This window comes from Mesorhizobium sp. M0060, from assembly GCF_040323155.1.
GTDB lineage: Bacteria > Pseudomonadota > Alphaproteobacteria > Rhizobiales > Rhizobiaceae > Mesorhizobium.
This window is the reverse complement of record NZ_JAMYUP010000001.1, coordinates 262,096-280,752: the sequence shown is the minus strand read 5'-3', so window position 1 is coordinate 280,752 and position 18,657 is coordinate 262,096. Positions and strand designations below refer to the sequence as shown.

General features: G+C 62.5%; 14 protein-coding genes and 1 pseudogene. 5 read left to right on the top strand and 10 right to left on the bottom strand.

Going from position 1 to position 18,657, the window contains the following annotated elements; genetic code table 11:
- Positions 1-4 precede the first annotated feature (4 nt).
- Complete coding sequence (locus NKJ94_RS01305) at positions 5-427, top strand: hypothetical protein (protein WP_352522586.1); 423 nt, start codon at positions 5-7, stop codon at positions 425-427.
- Positions 428-453: 26 nt separating this feature from the next.
- Complete coding sequence (gene dhaK, locus NKJ94_RS01300; RefSeq protein WP_352522585.1) at positions 454-1,440, top strand: dihydroxyacetone kinase subunit DhaK; 987 nt, start codon at positions 454-456, stop codon at positions 1,438-1,440.
- 284 nt (positions 1,441-1,724) lie between these two features.
- On the opposite strand, the gene NKJ94_RS01295 is transcribed toward dhaK, so the two are convergent.
- Complete coding sequence (locus NKJ94_RS01295; RefSeq protein ID WP_352522584.1) at positions 1,725-2,522, bottom strand: DUF2259 domain-containing protein; 798 nt, start codon at positions 2,520-2,522, stop codon at positions 1,725-1,727.
- 172 nt (positions 2,523-2,694) lie between these two features.
- Here NKJ94_RS01295 and NKJ94_RS01290 point away from each other — a divergent pair, with 172 nt between their 5' ends.
- Both NKJ94_RS01290 and NKJ94_RS01285 read left to right on the top strand, forming a co-directional pair.
- Positions 2,695-4,602 carry a propionyl-CoA synthetase gene (locus NKJ94_RS01290; RefSeq protein WP_352522583.1) on the top strand — a complete coding sequence of 636 codons (1,908 nt, stop codon included), beginning with the start codon at positions 2,695-2,697 and terminating at the stop codon, positions 4,600-4,602.
- Between the two features lie 181 nt (positions 4,603-4,783).
- Entirely contained in the window at positions 4,784-5,548 is a 765-nt protein-coding gene (locus tag NKJ94_RS01285; RefSeq protein ID WP_352522582.1) for a metallophosphoesterase family protein, read from the top strand.
- A 16-nt stretch (positions 5,549-5,564) separates the two neighbouring features.
- On the opposite strand, the gene NKJ94_RS01280 is transcribed toward NKJ94_RS01285, so the two are convergent.
- The 6 genes from NKJ94_RS01280 to NKJ94_RS01255 form a co-directional block, all read right to left on the bottom strand.
- Positions 5,565-7,985 (bottom strand): polysaccharide biosynthesis tyrosine autokinase, encoded by a 2,421-nt coding sequence (locus NKJ94_RS01280; RefSeq protein ID WP_352522581.1) that lies wholly within the window; start codon positions 7,983-7,985, stop codon positions 5,565-5,567.
- A 147-nt stretch (positions 7,986-8,132) separates the two neighbouring features.
- Positions 8,133-9,029 (bottom strand): UTP--glucose-1-phosphate uridylyltransferase, encoded by an 897-nt coding sequence (locus NKJ94_RS01275; RefSeq protein WP_352522580.1) that lies wholly within the window; start codon positions 9,027-9,029, stop codon positions 8,133-8,135.
- Between the two features lie 75 nt (positions 9,030-9,104).
- On the bottom strand, positions 9,105-10,055 hold the full coding sequence (locus NKJ94_RS01270; protein ID WP_352522579.1) for a glycosyltransferase family 2 protein: 951 nt from the start codon (positions 10,053-10,055) through the stop codon (positions 9,105-9,107).
- Complete coding sequence (locus NKJ94_RS01265) at positions 10,045-10,995, bottom strand: glycosyltransferase family 2 protein (RefSeq protein WP_352522578.1); 951 nt, start codon at positions 10,993-10,995, stop codon at positions 10,045-10,047. The genes NKJ94_RS01270 and NKJ94_RS01265 overlap by 11 nt, the downstream gene beginning before the upstream one ends.
- Entirely contained in the window at positions 10,995-11,990 is a 996-nt protein-coding gene (locus NKJ94_RS01260; RefSeq protein WP_352522577.1) for a glycosyltransferase family 2 protein, read from the bottom strand. Before NKJ94_RS01260 ends, NKJ94_RS01265 begins: the two co-directional genes overlap by 1 nt.
- A gap of 11 nt (positions 11,991-12,001) precedes the next feature.
- The gene (locus NKJ94_RS01255) at positions 12,002-13,174 is read right to left on the bottom strand and encodes a glycosyltransferase family protein (protein WP_352522576.1); all 1,173 of its coding nucleotides are present in this window, start codon (positions 13,172-13,174) and stop codon (positions 12,002-12,004) included.
- A 304-nt stretch (positions 13,175-13,478) separates the two neighbouring features.
- Here NKJ94_RS01255 and NKJ94_RS01250 point away from each other — a divergent pair.
- Positions 13,479-14,531, top strand: a pseudogene (locus tag NKJ94_RS01250) (polysaccharide pyruvyl transferase family protein); the annotation flags it as partial.
- A 222-nt stretch (positions 14,532-14,753) separates the two neighbouring features.
- On the opposite strand, the gene NKJ94_RS01245 reads toward NKJ94_RS01250, so the two are convergent.
- The 3 genes from NKJ94_RS01245 to NKJ94_RS01235 form a co-directional block, all read right to left on the bottom strand.
- Positions 14,754-16,217 (bottom strand): lipopolysaccharide biosynthesis protein, encoded by a 1,464-nt coding sequence (locus tag NKJ94_RS01245; RefSeq protein WP_352522575.1) that lies wholly within the window; start codon positions 16,215-16,217, stop codon positions 14,754-14,756.
- Complete coding sequence (locus NKJ94_RS01240; RefSeq protein ID WP_352522770.1) at positions 16,214-17,383, bottom strand: glycosyltransferase; 1,170 nt, start codon at positions 17,381-17,383, stop codon at positions 16,214-16,216. The genes NKJ94_RS01245 and NKJ94_RS01240 overlap by 4 nt, the downstream gene beginning before the upstream one ends.
- A 189-nt stretch (positions 17,384-17,572) precedes the next feature.
- Positions 17,573-18,652, bottom strand: coding sequence for a glycosyltransferase (locus NKJ94_RS01235; RefSeq protein WP_352522574.1), 1,080 nt, complete (start codon positions 18,650-18,652; stop codon positions 17,573-17,575).
- Positions 18,653-18,657 lie beyond the last annotated feature (5 nt).

Here is an 18,657-nt window from a genome sequence, read left to right as displayed (position 1 = left end):
CGGCATGGCAGACAAGGCGTCTCAATCCGGCCCCGAAGAGGCGATCCGCGCCTACAAGACAATCCTGTCGCAGGTGATCGACCAGCGCCCGTCCGGCATGCGCCAGCGCCTCGCCGACGCGCTGGGCAAGCATCGCAGTTTCGTCACGCAGATTTCCAGCCCGGCCTATTCGACGCCGATCCCGTCGAAGCATTTGCCGGCTATCTTCTCTGTCTGCCATTTCAGCCCGGCCGAACGCGATCATTTTCTTGCCGCCTACCATCTGGCGCATCCGGGAAGGATGTCGGTGGCGTCAGGCATGCGCAAGACACGGCATGTCTCGCTAATCGTTCCCGATTTCGGCGACGACAAGCAGAACGCGGCGCTCGACCGGGCGGTCAATGATTTCATCCAGAAGATCACCAGCATTGCCGGCAGGGGCAGCTGACGCTGGGCTATTTCGGGAGGACAGCCATGAAGAAATTTCTGAATTCGGTCGATACGGTGCTGACCGAGAGCCTCGACGGCTTCGTTGCCGCGCATGCCGATATCCTGGCGCTTGGCGACGAACACAAATTCGTCCGCCGCAAGCTGCTCAAGTCGGGCAAGGTGGCGCTGATCTCCGGCGGCGGCTCGGGTCACGAGCCGCTGCATGGCGGGTTCGTCGGACATGGCATGCTGGATGCCGCCTGCCCCGGCCAGGTGTTCACCTCGCCGACGCCGGACCAGATGATGGCGGCGGCTGAAGTCGTCAACACGGGCGCCGGCTGCCTGTTCATCGTCAAGAACTACGAGGGCGACGTGATGAATTTCGACATGGCCGCTGAAATCTCGGAGGGCGTCATGCAAATCGTGACCAATGACGATGTCGCGGTCGAAAACTCGTCCTACACCACCGGCCGGCGCGGCGTCGCCGGCACGCTGGTGGTGGAAAAGATTGTCGGCGCCGCGGCCGAGCAAGGCATGGCACTGGAGCCGTTGAAGGCGCTCGGCGAGCGCGTCAACGGCGCGACGCGCTCGATGGGCGTGGCGCTGACCAGCTGCACCGTGCCGGCGGCGGGCAAGCCGACCTTCGACATCGGCGACGGCGAGATGGAGTTCGGCGTCGGCATCCATGGCGAACCGGGAAGGCGGCGCGACACGTTGAAGAGCGCTGACGCCATCGCCGAGGAGATCTGCACCGCGATCCTCGGCGATCTGGGCGACAGCGCCAGGGGTCAGGCACTGCTCTTCGTCAACGGCTTCGGCGGCACGCCGCTGATGGAGCTCTATCTGATGTACAACAGCGCCCGCAAAATCTTCGAGAAGCACGGCGTGACGGTGGCCCGTTCGCTGGTCGGCTCCTATGTCACTTCACTCGACATGGCCGGCTGTTCGATCACGCTGAGCATGCTCGACGATGAGGCCGCTGCATTGTGGGATGCACCAGTGCATACGGCCGCGCTGCGTTGGGGTATGTAGCGCCATGGCGGGGATATCTCAGAAATAGTCGGTGACAAGATCGACATCGGCAACGCCGCGCATCGTCAGACAGTTGCCCTCCTCACCCAAGGTAAGATAAGGAATCGGCGGGGTTTGGGGAGTTGCGCATGCGTTACAATTGGGATCGGGCGCCGACGGGGTTCGAGCGTCATGGGAAGATGTTTGCAGCCGCCTTGCTGATCGCCGGCGGTGTCGGACTTATGCTCGCTGCGCTGCCGCTTTAGGCGGGCAACTCGGGTACAGGACTGTTCAGCGCGCCGTTTTCAACGCGTCCGCCCGGTCACGGCGATGAAACGGCGGTCACGCCCTTCAAATCCCTGGCTGAAGCGCTGCACGAGCACGACAAGCACGCCTGGTTTGCCGTCAGGGGTGAAGGCGTAGGATTCCGACAGGCTGTAGGACGTCGGGCAATTCCTCGGACCGGGTACGGCCTTGTCCTCGTGCAGCACCTTGATCGGCTTACCGTCCTGATCCTGCAGCGTCAGGCGGAAACCGAGCGCCTTGCCGGTCGTCTCGCCTTGCTGCGCCCCGTCGAAACTCGCTGAACAATCCGCCGTGCTGTCGGCAAGGATCTGGTCGAGCTGGAAGGTCGAGATGCCAAGCTCGTCATGGGTCGGCGAAAGCCATTTCTGCGAGACCTGCTCGAGACGCGCAATGTCGTTGTAGTCGACCATGTCGTCTGGAAAGGTGAACTTGTCGAAGGCAGTCCGCTCGCCGCGCGGCGCTATGGCATATTTGGCCAGCAAGGGCGCCGCCTGCTCGGCGGCCTGTGCCCTCGCCTGCGCAAGCGTCAGCGTCGCATCCTCCATCTCGTCGACGATGAGGATCGGCTTGCCGCCGACGAACTCATCGGTGCGGGTGTCGATGATTTCGATCTCCGACCAGCCCGAATCCGAAGCACCGGCGTCGAGCGTGCCGTATTGCTCGAAGGCGAAATAGTTGCCGTCGGGCGAAAAGCCGATGATGCGCCGTGCCGCCGCATCGCCGGCCTGAGCAGCTGAAGCAATCATCAGGGCCAGCGTCGCAACGACAGCAAATCCAAGCTCGTATCGCAGTTTCATCGCGCCCTGCCCCCAATGTCGAAAATTCGGCCGATATCAGCCCGTAGACCACGAGGACCCCTGCACTTGCCGTCAAACTAGAACGACGGCAAACGAAAAGCACAAATACATGGTTACAGAAAGCAGCATACGCTATTTCAACGGCAGCAAACATTTCTGGGGAGGAAGCTGGATGGCGTCACGCTACCACGAGGTCTATGACGGCTGGAAACGCGACCCGGAAAAATTCTGGGCCGATGCAGCGAGCGCAATCGACTGGTTCTCGCCCTTTGAGACCGTTTTCGATGCCAATGCCGGCGTCTATGGCCGGTGGTTCAATGGTGCCTCATGCAACACCTGCTTCAATGCCGTCGACCGCCATGTGGCGGGCGGCCGTGCCGACCAGATCGCGTTGATACATGACAGCGCGATTTCCGGGACCATCAGGAAATTCACCTATGCCGAGTTGAAGCGCGAGGTGGTTGCGCTTACCTCGGTGCTCAAGAATCGCGGCATTCAAAAGGGCGATCGCGTCATCATCTACATGCCGATGGTGCCGGAAGCAGCCTTCGCGATGCTCGCCTGCGCTCGCATCGGCGCCGTGCATTCGGTGGTCTTCGGCGGCTTTGCGTCGCATGAGCTCGCCACCCGCATCGACGATGCCAAGCCGAAGCTGATCATCTCCGCGTCCTGCGGCCTGGAGCCAGGGCGCGTCGTTGCCTATAAGCCGCTGCTCGACAAGGCGATCGAGATGTCGCGGCACAAGCCCGAAACCTGCCTCATCCTGCAACGCGACCAGCTGCGCTGCGAGCTCAGGGAAAATCACGATATCGACTATGCCGACGCCGTGGCGCGCGAGCGGGCCGCCGGCGCCAATGTCGACTGTGTTCCGGTGCTTGCCACCGATCCGCTTTACATCATCTACACGTCGGGCACGACCGGCCAGCCGAAGGGCATCGTGCGCGACAATGGCGGCCATATGGTCGCGCTGAAATGGTCGATGGAAAACGAGTTCGGCGTCAAGCCGGGCGAAGTGTTCTGGGCGGCTTCCGATGTCGGCTGGGTGGTCGGCCATTCCTACATCGTCTACGGCCCGCTGCTGCATGGCTGCACGACCATCCTGTTCGAGGGCAAGCCGGTCGGCACGCCCGATGCCGGCACCTATTGGCGGGTGATCGCCGAGCACGCTGTCGTAGCGCTGTTCACCGCGCCAACCGCCTTCCGCGCCATCAAGGGACAAGACCCAAGGGGCGAATTCCTCCCGAAATACGACCTGTCGAGGTTCCGCACTTTGTTCCTTGCCGGCGAGCGCGCCGATCCGGAAACCATCAAATGGGCGGAGCAGAAGCTGAACGTGCCGGTAGTCGATCATTGGTGGCAGACCGAGACCGGCTCGCCGATGACCATCAACCCCGCCGGACTGGGCCTGCTGCCGGTCAAATACGGCTCGCCCGGCGTGCCGATGCCCGGCTACGACATCCGCGTGCTCGACGATGAAGGCCATGAGGTGAAGCGCGGCGCGCTCGGCAATGTCGTGGTCAGATTGCCGTTGCCCCCCGGCTGCCTGCCGACGCTGTGGAACGCCGACGAGCGGTTTCGCCAAGCCTATCTCGAGGAATTCCCCGGCTTCTACAAGACCGCGGATGCCGGCATGATGGACGAGGACGGCTATCTCTATGTCATGGCTCGCACCGACGACATCATCAATGTCGCCGGCCACCGGCTATCGACCGGCGCCATGGAGGAGGTTCTGGCCGCGCATCCCGACGTCGCCGAATGCGCCGTCGTCGGCATTGCCGATGCTATGAAAGGCCAGGTTCCGCTCGGCTTCGTCGTGCTGAATGCCGGCGTCGACCGCGACGCCGGTATGATCGAAAACGAGGTGGTCGCCTTGGTGCGCGAACGGATCGGTCCGGTCGCCGCCTTCAAGACGGTGGTGACGATCAAGCGCCTGCCGAAGACACGCTCCGGCAAGATCCTGCGCGGCACCATGCAGAAGATCGCCGACAAGGAGGAATGGACCATGCCGGCAACGATCGACGATCCGGCCATCCTCGACGAGATCACCGCCGCACTGAAGGGCCGCGGTATCGGCCTGTAAGGACTCAAACCCGACGGCGCAAATCATCCGCGGCCGGACGTTTCCGGTCGCGTCGCGCTGCATCCCGTCGGCATCCGAAGCTCCGGTATGGAACGATCGGTGCCAGACGTGGTATCCACGCGCTGCGTCGCCATGTTGTTTCGAGATCGAGGCGCATTCATAGCCATACGAGACGCCATTCGTGACCCTGTTCCAGCCATCGAGAAAGCCCCGGACCGCGGCGCGCCAGCGGCTCGAGATCGATATCCGGGACACAGTCGTCTATGCGATCGGCGACGTGCATGGCTGCTATAAGGAGCTTCGCTCCCTGGAGCAGAAGATCCGGCTCGATTCTGCGTCTTTCGAAGGGCGCAAGCTGATCATCATGCTCGGCGACTACGTCGATCGTGGGCCTCAGTCGGCGCGTGTGCTCGATCATCTGCTGGCGCCGCCACTCCAAGGCTTCCAGCGCATCTGCCTTGCCGGTAACCACGAAGTCGTGATGCTGAACTACCTCGACGGGATCCTTTCGAGAGAGTCGTGGCTGGCGATAGGCGGCCTGCAAACGCTGTTTTCCTACGGCGTCGACCCGTCGCGCATGGCCGATCTCTACGGTTCAAGCGAGGAGGTCGACAAGCGCATTCGGGAAATCATTCCAGCCGACCACATCAGCTTCATGCGCGCGCTGCCGGTCATGGTCTGTTCGGCGAAATTCGTGTTCGTTCATGCCGGCATCAGGCCCGGCATCGACCTCGCCGCGCAAGACGAGGACGACCTGCTGAATATCCGTTCGGACTTCTTCGAAGCCGCGCATCTTCTCGACCGCTATGTGGTGCACGGGCATACGCCGGTCGAGGTTCCGAAGCTCGAGGGACGCCGGCTTGGCATAGACACCGGCGCCTTCCAAAGCGGCCGGCTGACCGCCGTCAGGATCGCCGACAAACGCGCCAGACTGATATTTTCCTAGAGCGCGATATCGTCGCTCAGGCAGCCGCCTTTGTGCGCGCTGCCGATTTTTCCAGGTAATAGCTCGAATATCTGTCGAAGAATTTTTCGGAGCCGCCGATCGAGCCATACTTGGCCAGTTTCTTCAGTTCAACCTTGTTCAGGACCGCACCAATGATCTTCTTGGCGATATAGGGCTCCGAGCTCAGCACCGACTGCACCATTGCACGCGGCGTGCGTCCCCACTCGGTGACCAGCACGAAGCCGTCGACAAGCGGAGCGAAGGCTTTGGCGTCGACGACGGGCCCGAGCGGCGGCAGATCGACGATGATGTATTCGAAGGTTTCCTTGGCGTTGTCGATGAAGCGCCGCATGCCGGCCGAAGACAGAAGCTCGCTGGTATGCGAAAAATGGCCACGCAGGACGGCCGGGATGATCGCCAGCTTGGTCTGCCGGTCGATCTTGCCGACCGACTGCCAGGTCCGCCCGCTCACCACCGCTTCCATCAGGCCCTGCTCGGCCTCCATGCCAAGGCTGCGGCTGAGGCCGGGGTTGCGCAGGTCGCCGTCGATCAGCAGCGTTTTCGATCCGTTGGCGGCCAGCAGCCCGGCAAGATTGGCCGCCACCGTCGACTTCCCTTCGCCGGGAAGCACCGAGACCACGCCAATGACCCGGCTGCCCTGGCCTTCCATCACCACGTCGAAGGCGATCTTGGCGTTGCGCAGCGTCTCGGAGAACATCGATGCCGGTGCATCGACGGTGACCCGCATGCGCGCACGTTTTTCGGCTGCCGACAATGTTTTGGAGGACTGGGATTTGGACGACTTGGCGGTCTTGGATTCGGCGACCTTGACGTCGGGCTGACCGCCGTCGCGCTGGTCGTCCTTGCCAGCCTTGCCGATGACCGGCAGGTAGCCGAGGAATTTGAGGCCGACGCGATCGCGCACATCCTCGCCGGTCCTGAAGAACCGTTCCCTGAATTCATTCAGGCCCCCAACCCCGGCCCCCATCATTATGCCAAGCGCCAGCGAAAGCCCCAGCACGATGGCCGTCCGCGGTGTCGCGGCCGACTGTGGCATCGTCGCGTCGGAGATGACCCGGATCTTGCCGACCGGGAAGGATTGCTGCTGTGCGGCCTCCTCATAGCGGTTCAGGAATGTCTGATAGAGCGTCGAGAGCGCCGTCGCCTTCTGGTCCAGTTCACGCAGCTTGACCTGCGACTGGTTGTCGATGGAGCTCTTGCCTGCCGCCAAGGCGACATTTGCGCGGAGCGCGGTCTCGCGCGCCAGAGCGACCTCGTATTCGTTGCGGTAGCTTTCGGTCAGTTGCTTCAGCTCGCCGAAAATCTGCGCCGATATGTCGGCCTTCTCTTTGGCAAGCGCGACGGCCTGCGGATGTTGCGGGCCGAAATTGGCTTCGACGTCCTGCTGCCGCTTGGCGACAGTGAGATAGCGGTTTTTCAGCGTCGTGATGACGGAACTGCTCGGCTGGTCGTTCGATATCGCGGCGTCCTTGAACGCGTTGTCCGAGCCGCTTTCGACGATCGACTTGTACTGCTGATAGCGGGCGCCGGCACGTGCGGTATCGGCCTGCGCGACGATCAGCTGAGTGTTGAGATCGGACAATTGCTTGTCGCTGATCAGCTGGCCGTCATTGACGGCCAATCCATGTTCGGCCCTGAACTTTTCGACCGCCAGTGCGGCCGCCTGCGAGCTCTCACGAAGCTCGGTCAGCCGGCCTTGCAGCCAGACCGCCGCCCGCTCGGTCGCATCGAAGCTGGCATCGAGCTGATCGGCGAGATAGGCGTCGGCGTAGGCCTTGGTGATGGCGGTCGCAAGAGCCGGATCCGTCGCCTGAAAGGAGATGCTGATGACAAAGCTTCGGCCGATCCGCTCGGCATCGAGTTGGTTTTGCAGTTTGAAGATTGCGTAGTCGCGGGGCGACGACGATGCGGTGATCGCGTCACGCGTCGCAGCATCAAGCTGACTGACATCGGTTGTGGTCGCGGCGCGCTTGGGGCGGACAGACTGGATGATACCACGCACAAAATTTGCGGCCTTCGACAGGGCCGATGTCGGAGGGTTCATGAAAGCGTCGTTCTGATCGAGCTTCAGCTTGTCGACGACCACCCCCGCCAGCCTGGCCGACTGTAGAATTTCGATCTGGCTCAGAACGGCGGAGTCGGTCTGCATGCTGACCGACGCCGCCGAAATGTCGTCGACGACCTTGTTCAACCCTTCGTCGATCAGCACGCTGCTCGTCGCCACGTAGGTAGGAGGCGTGGTCTGCAAATAGAGCACGCCGAGAAAGAGACCGATGACGGCGCAGGCGGCAACCACTTTCGCCTGCCGTGCGGCCATGCCAAGCAGGCGCTCGATGTCGATGAAGTCTTCGGCGTTTGCCGCACTCGAAGTCGGCAATGGCGTCCTCTTGTCGACAGGAAAATTGGCATAGTTCATCTTCGGTCCAATTCTAGTTTGCAGGCGCTACCGCCTCGAAGATCGGGACAAAGGGTGCAAACCTTGCGCCGGACAGTGCGCGATGCGCGTGGCCCAACGGCCTGTCCTGCCACATCGGCCGCACCCAATGCCTCGAAAAAATGGACATTATGCGGCTTCTTCCCGACGCTCATGCGACCGGACGAATTCCTGCAGCATCTCGAAGATCGGGCCCTTCATGTCCTCCCGCGCCAGCGCGAAAGCGACATTGGCGTGGATGAAGCCCTCCTTCGAACCGCAGTCGAACATGCGGCCGTTGAAAGGCTGGGCGAAGAAGGCCTGCGTCTGTGCGAGGCGCACCATTGCGTCGGTCAGCTGGATCTCGTTGCCGGCGCCGCGTTGCTGGCTGCCCAGCAGCGAGAATATCTCGGGCTGCAGGATGTAGCGGCCGTTGATGTAGAAGTTCGACGGCGCGTTGGCCGGAGCCGGCTTTTCGACCATGGCCGTCACCTCGAAGCCCGTGCCGACATCCGCGCCGCGCCCGACAATGCCGTATTTGCTGGTCTCGGTCGGATCGCAACGCTCGACGGCGATGACGTTTGCGCCAGTCTGTGCATAAAGATCGGCGACTTCGGCGAGACAGCCGCGCGCTCCAAAGGACACCATGTCCGGCAAAAGTAATGCGAAGGGCTCGTCGCCGATGACTTCGCGCGCACACCACACGGCATGGCCGAGGCCTTGCGGCGACTGCTGGCGGATGAAACTCGTTGCGCCGGCGACAGGAAGCAGGCTCTCGAGTGATTCGAGCTGCGCCTTCTTGCCGCTCTGCTCCAGGGTTCCGATCAGTTCAGGGTGTAGGTCGAAATAGTCCTCGATCACCGCCTTGTTACGGCCGGTGACGAAGACGATGTGCTCGATGCCTGCCTCGAACGCCTCATCCACCGCATATTGCACGACAGGCCTGTCGACCACCGGCAGCATTTCCTTCGGCATGGATTTGGTCGCCGGCAGGAACCGCGTTCCAAGCCCCGCCACCGGTATGACTGCCTTCCTGACTTTTTTCATTGCATGTTCCTTCTGAGGAGATCGATTTCAACCTGTCGCAGGCGGCGAAAACTGTCTTCATTCGCCTGCAGCCCTTCACCTCCCCGCCACTACGGCAAACTGTGCCGCTACCCTTCGTAGCCGGACGGCGATCGGCATGCTCATATGCCGAACCGCCGCCGGATCGCTGAGCGCCGTCCATATCGCCTTGAGCGGGGACCGCGCCTTGATGTGCTGGACCAGCGACAGGAATGATGCCGCCCGGCGCAGGCTGCGAGCGCGCCTGGCAAACGCCGCCGCGGCCGCAGCATCCATGGAATGGGTTCTGGCGAAGATGGCGTCGGCCCTGCGCATCGCCTCGACATGATGAAGCTCGAGCACCCGGGAAATGGAACCGGAGCGGATGTGGTAGACATAGCCTGTCGTCGGCTCGACCACGCATTTGCCGCCTTCGGCCAGAGCATTGGCCAGCAGGATATAGTCTTCGCCGATGATCAGGCTTTCATCGTAACGCAGCCCGTTTTCGTTCAGGAATCGGCGCTGGAAGATCGGCTTGAGATAGCCGAGATTGAATCTCGATTCGAAGACTACGTTGCCGGCGATGTAATCCGCCAGCGAGATTTCACCGAGCCCTTCCAGATAGTCGGCCGGGAACATCGTCTCTTCGGCAACGCCGTCCTCGCGAACGACCTGCAGATTATCGACCGCGATCTCGGCGCCTGCTTTCTCAGCGCGTTCAATCATCGTGCAGATTCGCCCAGGATAGACCGCGTCGTCGGAATCGAGGACCGCGACCCACCTGCCGCGGGCAAGCTCAAGGCCGGCATTCCTGGCGCCGCCAGGGCCGCGGTTTTGCGCAAGGGCGACAACGCGTACGAGGTCTTCGGGATAGGATCTCGCCAGATCGAGCGTCCGGTCGCCCGACCTGTCGTCGACGACGATAACCTCGACGCTGACATTGCGCTGGGCGACGGCGCTGGCGATCGCGCGATCGATTGTCGCCTCGGCATTGTAGGCGGCAATGACGAAGCTCACATCAGGCTGCACGCTTGCCCCCTTGCTGCGGCGAAGACAGGCCGTATTGGCGGATTTCACGAACTCCGACGAGGCCGCTGACGACGCCGACATGCATAATGCCGCGAAGCACGCTGCGGTTCCGGCGCACGGGATCGATGGCGACCGGAATTGCCGACAAGAAACTGTAGGCGGCCTTTGCCGCGGCAAGGCCGACCTGCTTGAGCCGGGCAAGGCCGCGTGCGTTGCGCCCCAGGAGATGACCGTGCGTCTGCCCGACGCGGAACCGGCGGCGGCCGAGCCAGTCGAATGCCGCCCTGGCAGGCGGCACCACTTCGTCGACCCAAGCCTCGGGCGAAAAGGCGATGCGGCCGCCGGCCTTGACCATATGGTCGAAGAATTCGGTGTCTTCGCCGCCGGTCTGGCCACGTGCCAGGCTGAAGCGCCGGCCGCGCAGGCTGTCGGCGCCCATCCCGAGCAGGACGTTGCAGGTGTAGCCGGTGCGGATCTCGCCGCTCACCCAGACCGGCAAGGTCGAGTGGAAATCGCCTCTGCGCATCCAGTCGGGCGCATCCGGCCGGTAACGGGCCCGCACCGGCCCGAGCACGACCGCAGCACCAGTTGCTTCCGCCGTCGCCACCAGTTCGGCAAGCCAGCCGGCGGTGGCCGTCTCGTCGTCGTCGATGAAAGCAACCAAATCCGATGCGCTGGCATCGAGGCAAGCGTTGCGGGCGATCGAGATGTTGCGGGCCGGGGCGTGTCGGTAGGTGACTGGCAGTTTCAACTCCCCAGCCAGGGTCGTCACCAGCGGTTCGGCCGTCGGCGTATCGTCGTTGTCGGCAATGATGATACCGACGTCGAATCCCGCAGGCATATCCATGGCCGCTATGGAGCGAAGCGTGTCGGCAAGCTCCGGCCGGCGAAATGTGCAGACGCAGATATCGATGTTTCGATTTTTCTTGACCGGGTCCATCACGCTACCCCGCGCTGCGGTCGCGGTGCGAGCAGTTGCAGCCAGAAACCGACCGACCAGCCGAAATGCATGACCATCGCCGAGATCCCGGCAAGCGCAATGTCGGGTTTTCGCTGGCTGACGGCGGTCCAGAGGCCGTAGAAGAGGCAGACCGACGCCCACAGCAGAAGCGGCACGGCCGCCAGCCAGTGGACGAAGGAGAAGGCGGCGAGAAGAACCACGGGAAACACTAGAAGCGGCACCATCTGCCGGATCTTCGGGATCATGCGGTGCTTGAGAACGTTCTTTGCCCGACCACGGCCATAGCCAAGATATTGGAAATAGAGGCCCTTCAGCGAGGAGCGCGGATAGTAGACCATTTGCGTCTTGCCGGTCAGCCGAATGCGGTAGCCGGCCTGGCGGAGCCGATAGTCGAGTTCGGCATCCTCATTGTGGCTGAACGTCTCGTCATAGCCGCCGACCGCCGTGAAGGCCGATATCCGCATCAGTGCATGATGGCCATGATCGACCCATTCCCCCGCCGAAAGGTGCCGGTGCTTGGAGCCGCCGGTGCCGAGCCTGGAGTTCTGCGCCGCTGCCGCCGCTTTCTGCACCATGCCGCTGCCGCTGGTCAGCATCGAGACGACGACCGAATCCGCGCCGGTGGCCTGCGCTTCTTCGACCAGCCGGTCGCAATAGTCCGTGGGATAGCCGCCATGCGCATCGATGCGAATGAGATAGTCGACGCCATCCCCGAATCTGGCGACGGCGAGATTGATCGCCGCGCTCTGCAAGCGCTTTTCATTGTGAAGCAGGATCACCTGCTGATCTTTTGCGGCGATGTCTGCGCCGATCGTCCTGGTGCCGTCCGTGCTGCCGCCATCGGCAACGATGATCGCGGCGCCCAGTCTCTCGGCCGCAGGCCGAAGCTGCTGAAGCAACGCGCCGATATGGGCCGCTTCGTTCAGGCACGGAACGATGATCATACAGGATGGAAGGGTCTCGGTTTGCGTCATCGGCAGTCCTTCTATGCCAATGCTTCGGCAGCATATGGACCGGGTGCCGCGGCCAGGCCGCGGAGCTTTTCGACGAACGCCCGGCAATCGGCGCGATCGTGGTTCCAGGTGCGCGGATTGCGGGCGAGAACGCGCGCCCTCAATGTTTCGAACCGATGCTGCTGCATCGTGCCGACGGCAGCTTCGAGCGCCTCGGGCGTGGCTTCGGCCAAAAGAACGCCGATGCCTTGCCGGTCGAGGAACCGGCCGGTTTCGGTGTTGTCCATCGAAATCGGAACGGCTCCGAAGCGGCAGCCCTCATATAGCCGGTTGGGCAGCAGCCATTCGGAGTTCAGGCCTTGCTCAAAAAAGTCGATGGCCCAGGAAAAGTGAACCTGGCGGTAGATCGCCGCCATATCCTCGGGATTGCGGTAGGGCCCGCCAAACGAGAGCCAGGGTTCGGACTCGACGAAACCGTGGAAATCGGGAAATTCGGACAGGGCCGGCCGGCCCCTGAGGACGATTTCGAAGCGGCCGTCGAGACGGCGCGAAAATGCGGCCAGAAGCTCCAGGGATCGGCGGCAGCGGAGCGCCCCGAACCAGCCGATCCGCCAAGGCGGCGCAACGGGATTCTCCGCCGTCATGCGGTCATCCAGCGAAGCCGCGGCTGGCTCGAAATACTTGTTTTCGAGCAGCTCGACCGGCGCGGCAATCTGCCCGAACGGCTTGAAATAGTTGGCGATGAAAGCCGGCGAGCTGGTCACCAGAAGCTTCACATCTCTGGCCAGGAAGCGTTCCGCACCGCGCATCGCCCAGCCCAGCGGGTCATCGCGAAGCAGCAGGCGATGGATGTCGAGGCACTCGTAGACGATCGGCACCGTAGCCTGGAAAGCCGACGTGGCGCGCCGGGCAAGCGCCAGCATTTCCAGGTTGCGCGCGATAATGAGGTCCGGCCGTTGCATCGAGCCCAGCTTCGAGCCAGTCGAGACTGCTGCCTTCACGACCGCCGCCAGGCGCTGGCCGAACCGGCCATCACGCGTCGGGCCGAGATCGATCGGCCGCAAGCCCTCCACCTCAGCGACCGGGCTCGCGGTTCGACGAAAGCCCGCCAGCGTAACCTGGGCGCCGCCTGCCTTGAGCATTATGATCCGCCGGCGCACTGCCGGGTCGGAGACGTCGTGTACCAAGTACAAGACATGCAGCATGAAAACTCGACCGCTGTTGGCCCGCCCGTGACAATGCTAGTACAGCTCTTGCTGCATCGCAACATTTTTGGTTGCAGCGTAGCAAAGATCCACATTTTTTGTTGCGCTGCAAAATCGATAGGTTAATCTCGCTCTGCTTGGGCCGCATGGACCGCGCGTTGCCTACCAATGGGCTGCGCGTCAATAATCATGACGCGAGGACCATCCTTGGCGTGCAGCATTTTCGGCCAATCCGCCCGCAATCCGCCCCCTTTGGCACCCGTCGATGGAATCACGGGACCTACTCACGAAATGAGGTCATTCCATGAAGATCGCGGTTGAAAACACTGTCTGCCTGAATACCGGGGATGCAGCGATTCTCCTGGCGATCCGCCATGTTTTCAAGACGATCGTGCAAGACGATATCCAGTTCTACGTCTTCGACAGCCAGCCGGAGGTGGCGGCAAGGCTCTACACGAAGAAAGAGTATCCTGATCTCGAATTCCACAAGCTGCTGTCGGAATCGCTGTTCCGCTACAAATACGGCAGCGGGCTGAAGAACCTGTTCAAGCCGATCTACAATCGGCTCGTACTCAATGCCCTGCGCCGGTTCGGCACCGGCGGCGTTCTCCGGAGTTTTTTCAGCTCAAGCAATCGCCGTGGTCTCGAGATCTACAAAGACGCCGACCTCGTGGTCACGACAGGCGGAACCTATCTCGTCGAGACCTACAATCTGGAGCGGCGGCTCAATCAATTCCGGATCGACGCGATTCTGGGCAAGGACCCGGTCTTCTTCACGCAATCGCTTGGCCCGTTCAACAAAAGTTACAATCGCCAGGAGTTGAGCCCGATCTTCGACCGGAGCCCGCTCATCCTGCTGCGCGACGAGCGTTCGAGAGGTCACATTGTGGACATGGTGAAAGACCCCGGCAAATGCCACGTCGTGGCCGACGCCGTCTTTGCCCTGGCCGATACCGACAGGATCGGAAATTTTCTGGCCTCCGGCCAGTCGGCGGCGGTCACCGGCCGCGTCGCCATTTCCGTCCGTCACTGGAACTATGTCAGCGACGGCGAGGGCGGTATGCGCCGCTATATCGACTCAATCCGCGAGATCGCGACTATCCTCGTCAGGGACCACGCCAAGGAGGTCACCTTCGTCTCCACCTGCCAGGGAGTGCTGGAATACGCCCACGACGATTCCAAGACGGCGCGAGCGATCGTTGCCGAGCTCGATCCGGAGATCGCCAAGCACGTCAGCGTGGACGCTTCGTTCCACACGCCGGAGCAACTGATGGCGCTGGTGAAAGGCTTCGACTTCGTCGTCGCAACGCGCATGCACATGATGATCATGTCGCTCTGCGTCGGCACGCCGGTGTTGCCGATCGCCTATGAATTCAAGACCAAGGAACTCGCCAAGCGGATCGGCGTCGCCGACCTGCTGCTCGATATCGACACGGTGACGCCTGAGGAAGCGAGCGAGAAGCTCGGCAGACTTACCGCGAATCTCGACCTCTATCGCAGGACGAGCCTTCAGGCAGTGCTTGAGGAGCATGCGTCGGCGATGTCGGCAGGTGAGCTTTTGAGACCGGTGCTCGCTCGCCTAGCGGGCGTTGCGCATGGCGCTGGAAAGCGTGGTGAACAGGGCGCTGCGCGACTGGCGAAGGGCAAGCATGAGGATCAGGCCGATCGAATAGTTGAGGGCAACCGCCAAGACCACCGCGAGCAGGTCTGACTGGCCGGTCAGCGATGCCGGCAGCCACCGGTACACGGACCAGGCAAGCAGCGACGACACGATGAAAAGCCCCTGCATGATCAGGAAGTCGGCTGCGGTCACCGGGCCGACCCGGTGGACCAGGACGGCAAGCACCGGGACGCGCAGCACGTAGCCGCTGATTGCATAGGCCGCCGCAACGCCGACGGCGCCCCAGTGCAATCCGATGATGAAGGCGGCGACCGTCGTCAGCGACGAGTAGATGCCCCAGTGGAACATGGTCTTCGTCTTGCCCTGGCAGATGAAGATCCATCCGGTGGTGCTTGAGACGGACTGGATCAGGCTGGCGATGCCCAGCCAGGCGAAAATCGGCGCCACCGCTGTCCAGCGCTCGCCGAAGAGAAGCCCCACCACCTGGTCCGACGTCAGTGTCAGCGCCGCGATGCCGGGCATGGTGACGGCCGCCAGCATCCAGTTGGTTCGCACATAGATGGCGCGAAACCGCGCCTTGTCCTCATGGATGCGGCTCAGCAGCGGCACCATCACGCGTGTCAGCGGCTGGTTGATGTTCTGCAGCGGGAACAGCAGGAGCTTGTAAGCGCGGTCATAATAACCGAGCTCGATCGGGCCCGAATATTTTCCGATCAGGATGTTGTCGAGATTGCGCGAGAAGAAGTTGGCCAGGTTGAAGCCGGTCAGATTGGCGCCGAAGGACAATATGTCGGTATCGACCTTCAGGTCCGGCCGCGACGGCGTCCAGCGCGCCACCTGCCATGCCGCCGCCAGCGCGACAACGGCAGAAACCGCCGGGCCGATGACCAGCGACCAATAGCCCAGCCCCGCATAGGCTGCGACTGCGGTAGTCGCAAGTCCGGCTGCGGCGGTAATCACGTCGTTCAGCGCGAGCTGGCCAAAGCGCAAATGACGGTTCATCAACGCCAGCGGCACCGCGGCGAGGCTACCAAGAAGCAGCGGCAAGGCAGAGCCGATGGTAATCCCGACCATACGTTGATCGCCATAGAAGGCAGCGATGGCGGGCGCCAGGCATGCCACCACCACGGCACTGCCCAGCCCAACCAACGCACTGATCCAGAATACCTGGTTGAGCTGCTCTGCGCTGATATCCTTGCGCTGGACCACAGCCTGCTGGAGGCCAAGGTTCTGAAGCAGCCCGACAAAGGCCACGATCGGCCCGACGGAAGCCACCAGACCGAAATCCTCGGGGACGAGCAGACGGGCAAGCACGATCACCGAGAGAAACTGGATCGCCATCTTGAAGCCTTGCGCGCCGATCGTCACCACGCCGCCGCGCAGGGCGACGCGACCGAACTGGGGGGGCGGGTTGGCGTTCATGCAGGGTGCCTGGCTTCGGCCAGCTGCGCGACGATCTGCGCAAAACGTTCGTTAAGCGCGTCCGCGTTGAAATCCTGCTCGATCTTGCGCCGCGCCGCACGTGCGATGCGCTCGCATTTCTCCGGGTTCTCGGCCACCCAGACAAGCTTGCGGGCCAACGCCGCAACGTCTCGCTCCGGTGCGAGGAAGCCTGTCTCCTGATCCTCGATCAGCTCGGGGATGCCCGAGTGATAGGTGCTGACCACGATCAGCCCGGCGGCCATAGCTTCCATCAGCGCCACCGGAATACCCTCGAGATCGCCGTCCTGCGCAGCAACGCTGGGCAGCAGGAATACATGGGCATCGCGCAGGCGCTGCTTGACCTCGGCGTGCGGGCGCGGCCCGAGGAAAGTCACCCGGTCGGCAATGCCGAGATTTAAGGCGAGCTTCTTCAACTCCTCCAGCAATTCGCCGCCGCCAATCACCGTATAGACCCAGTCGCGCCGCGGCAGGTTGGCGAGCGCGCGAAGGGCGAATTCGATGCCCTTCTTTTCGGTCAGCCGACAGACGGAGATGAAGGACAGCCCGTCCCGGTCCCAGGAGCGCCAGTGGTAGTCGATCTCACCCGGCCGCACGCCCATATGGTGGACCCTAACCTGCGCGGGCGGCGCGCCGACCCCGATCAGGGCGTCGCGGAAAAACGCATTCACCGGCAGCTGGAGAACGCCCTTTTCGAAGACGACCTTGTAGCGCGTGAGCGTGTTGTCATGCAGCGGTTCGCCGACATCGCGGCCGTGGAATATGGTCACCAGCGGAGCTGAAATCCTGCCTCGTTTCATGGCGCGGGCGACGCGCATGCCATTATTGCCGAAATGCGCGATGATCACGTCGGCGTTCTGCAATTTGCGCGCGAAGGCGATGTCGATGGCGGTCGAGAGTTTATCCCAGAACCTGCCGGACCATCTCCTGAGCGTCGGGCGAAAGCGCCCTAGTCCGCCCCACCAGCAGACGACCTTCCCAGGCAGCGCCTGCCAGCGGTGATCGTCGATGTTGCGATCCTTGCCGAAGGACGTCTCGTTGCAGACGACGCCCACTTGCATCCCGCGCTCGAGGCACCCGGCTATCTGGTCGAGGACGAAGGTCTCCGACAATGACGGAAACTTATCAACTACGAAGCAAATCTTCATCGAGGGGACGATCTTTCGTGGCCGGTCAGAGATCTGCTCGCGCGGATAGAGATTGAAGCCCGTCGCCGTCGTGCGAGGCGCTTCAAGCGTCTGCTGTTGTGCGTGTCGTTGTCCCAAAGCCGCTCGCACCCCTGGGTCAGGCGCAAAGGCAGGCATTTGGGCGACATGCATGCTCTTGGGCGAAATGCATCAGGCGGCATGCTCCAGCGCGCCTTGCCTGGCGTTGTCGAGAACGCCGAGGAAGGTCGCGAACTGAATGTCGGGGTTCATCTGCGGCCGCTCCGAAAACAGCTGCGCCGCCGCCGACAGCCGGTCGTACTCGGCCTTGTCGCTCCATAGCCGCCTGACCGCGGCGACCCAGTCGTCGAGCGGTGCGTCATAATCGAGGACCACGCCGCCGGCGCCAATCGCTTCCGGCAGGCCGCCGCGCCGGGACCCGACGACCGGAATGCCGCTGCAATGGGCCTCGGATGCCACCCGCCCCCAGGCCTCTTCCCATTTGCTGGGCGCCAGCAGGATTTTGGTGCGGCCATAGACCGTCTTCATATCGCTGGTGCGGCTTTCCAGCCTGACGTTGCGCAGCGGCGCGATAACCTGTTCGATCTGCGCCCGGTGGTCGTCGTCGAGCTTCCAGCTTTCGACGAACAGGAACGGAATTTCGGGGCATTGGCCGGCGATGCGCACGGCGAGTTCGAACCCTTTTTCATTGTAAGGATTGATCAGTGTGACGAATTCACCGGTCGTCGGCGTGCTGTAGAGCCCGGGATTGATGGTCGGCGGGATTACGGTCGAATCGATGCCGAACTTTTCCTTATAGGTGCGCGCGGTGAATTCGGAGTTGGCGATATAGAGCGCAGAATGCAATTCGCGCAGGTCACCGGCCAATTCGTGGAATTCGACATTCCGCAGGTAGACCACCAGCGGCACGCCGAGCGCCTGCAGCGCTTTTCCGATCGGCACCGATTTGTGGCACTGCACGACAGCGACATCGGGATCGAGCCGTTCGACCGCGAAGCGCGCCGCCTCCCAGGGAAACCATGCCCGCACGACCGGATAGCCGGGATAGCTGTCGATGACCGCACGCTGGCGAAGCAGCTTCATCTTGGCGCGCGCCTTGAAACCGAACATGCCATCACCGAACAGCGCCGCCAGAACGGAGGCGTCATGACCGTGCTCGCGCAGCTGCTCGACCAGATGGTGCGTGCTCGACTGAACGCCACCGCTGAACTGCGGCGTGTAGCCGTTGCCGCCTGCAAACAGAACTTTCATGGACC

Coding starts and splice junctions, on each gene's coding strand:
- NKJ94_RS01305 (WP_352522586.1), top strand. CDS start 5: ATGGCAGACAAGGCGTCTCAATCCGGCCCCGAAGAGGCGATCCGCGCC.
- dhaK (WP_352522585.1), top strand. CDS start 454: ATGAAGAAATTTCTGAATTCGGTCGATACGGTGCTGACCGAGAGCCTC.
- NKJ94_RS01295 (WP_352522584.1), bottom strand. CDS start 2,522: ATGAAACTGCGATACGAGCTTGGATTTGCTGTCGTTGCGACGCTGGCC.
- NKJ94_RS01290 (WP_352522583.1), top strand. CDS start 2,695: ATGGCGTCACGCTACCACGAGGTCTATGACGGCTGGAAACGCGACCCG.
- NKJ94_RS01280 (WP_352522581.1), bottom strand. CDS start 7,985: ATGAACTATGCCAATTTTCCTGTCGACAAGAGGACGCCATTGCCGACT.
- NKJ94_RS01275 (WP_352522580.1), bottom strand. CDS start 9,029: ATGAAAAAAGTCAGGAAGGCAGTCATACCGGTGGCGGGGCTTGGAACG.
- NKJ94_RS01265 (WP_352522578.1), bottom strand. CDS start 10,995: ATGGACCCGGTCAAGAAAAATCGAAACATCGATATCTGCGTCTGCACA.
- NKJ94_RS01260 (WP_352522577.1), bottom strand. CDS start 11,990: ATGACGCAAACCGAGACCCTTCCATCCTGTATGATCATCGTTCCGTGC.
- NKJ94_RS01255 (WP_352522576.1), bottom strand. CDS start 13,174: ATGCTGCATGTCTTGTACTTGGTACACGACGTCTCCGACCCGGCAGTG.
- NKJ94_RS01245 (WP_352522575.1), bottom strand. CDS start 16,217: ATGAACGCCAACCCGCCCCCCCAGTTCGGTCGCGTCGCCCTGCGCGGC.
- NKJ94_RS01240 (WP_352522770.1), bottom strand. CDS start 17,383: ATGAAGATTTGCTTCGTAGTTGATAAGTTTCCGTCATTGTCGGAGACC.
- NKJ94_RS01235 (WP_352522574.1), bottom strand. CDS start 18,652: ATGAAAGTTCTGTTTGCAGGCGGCAACGGCTACACGCCGCAGTTCAGC.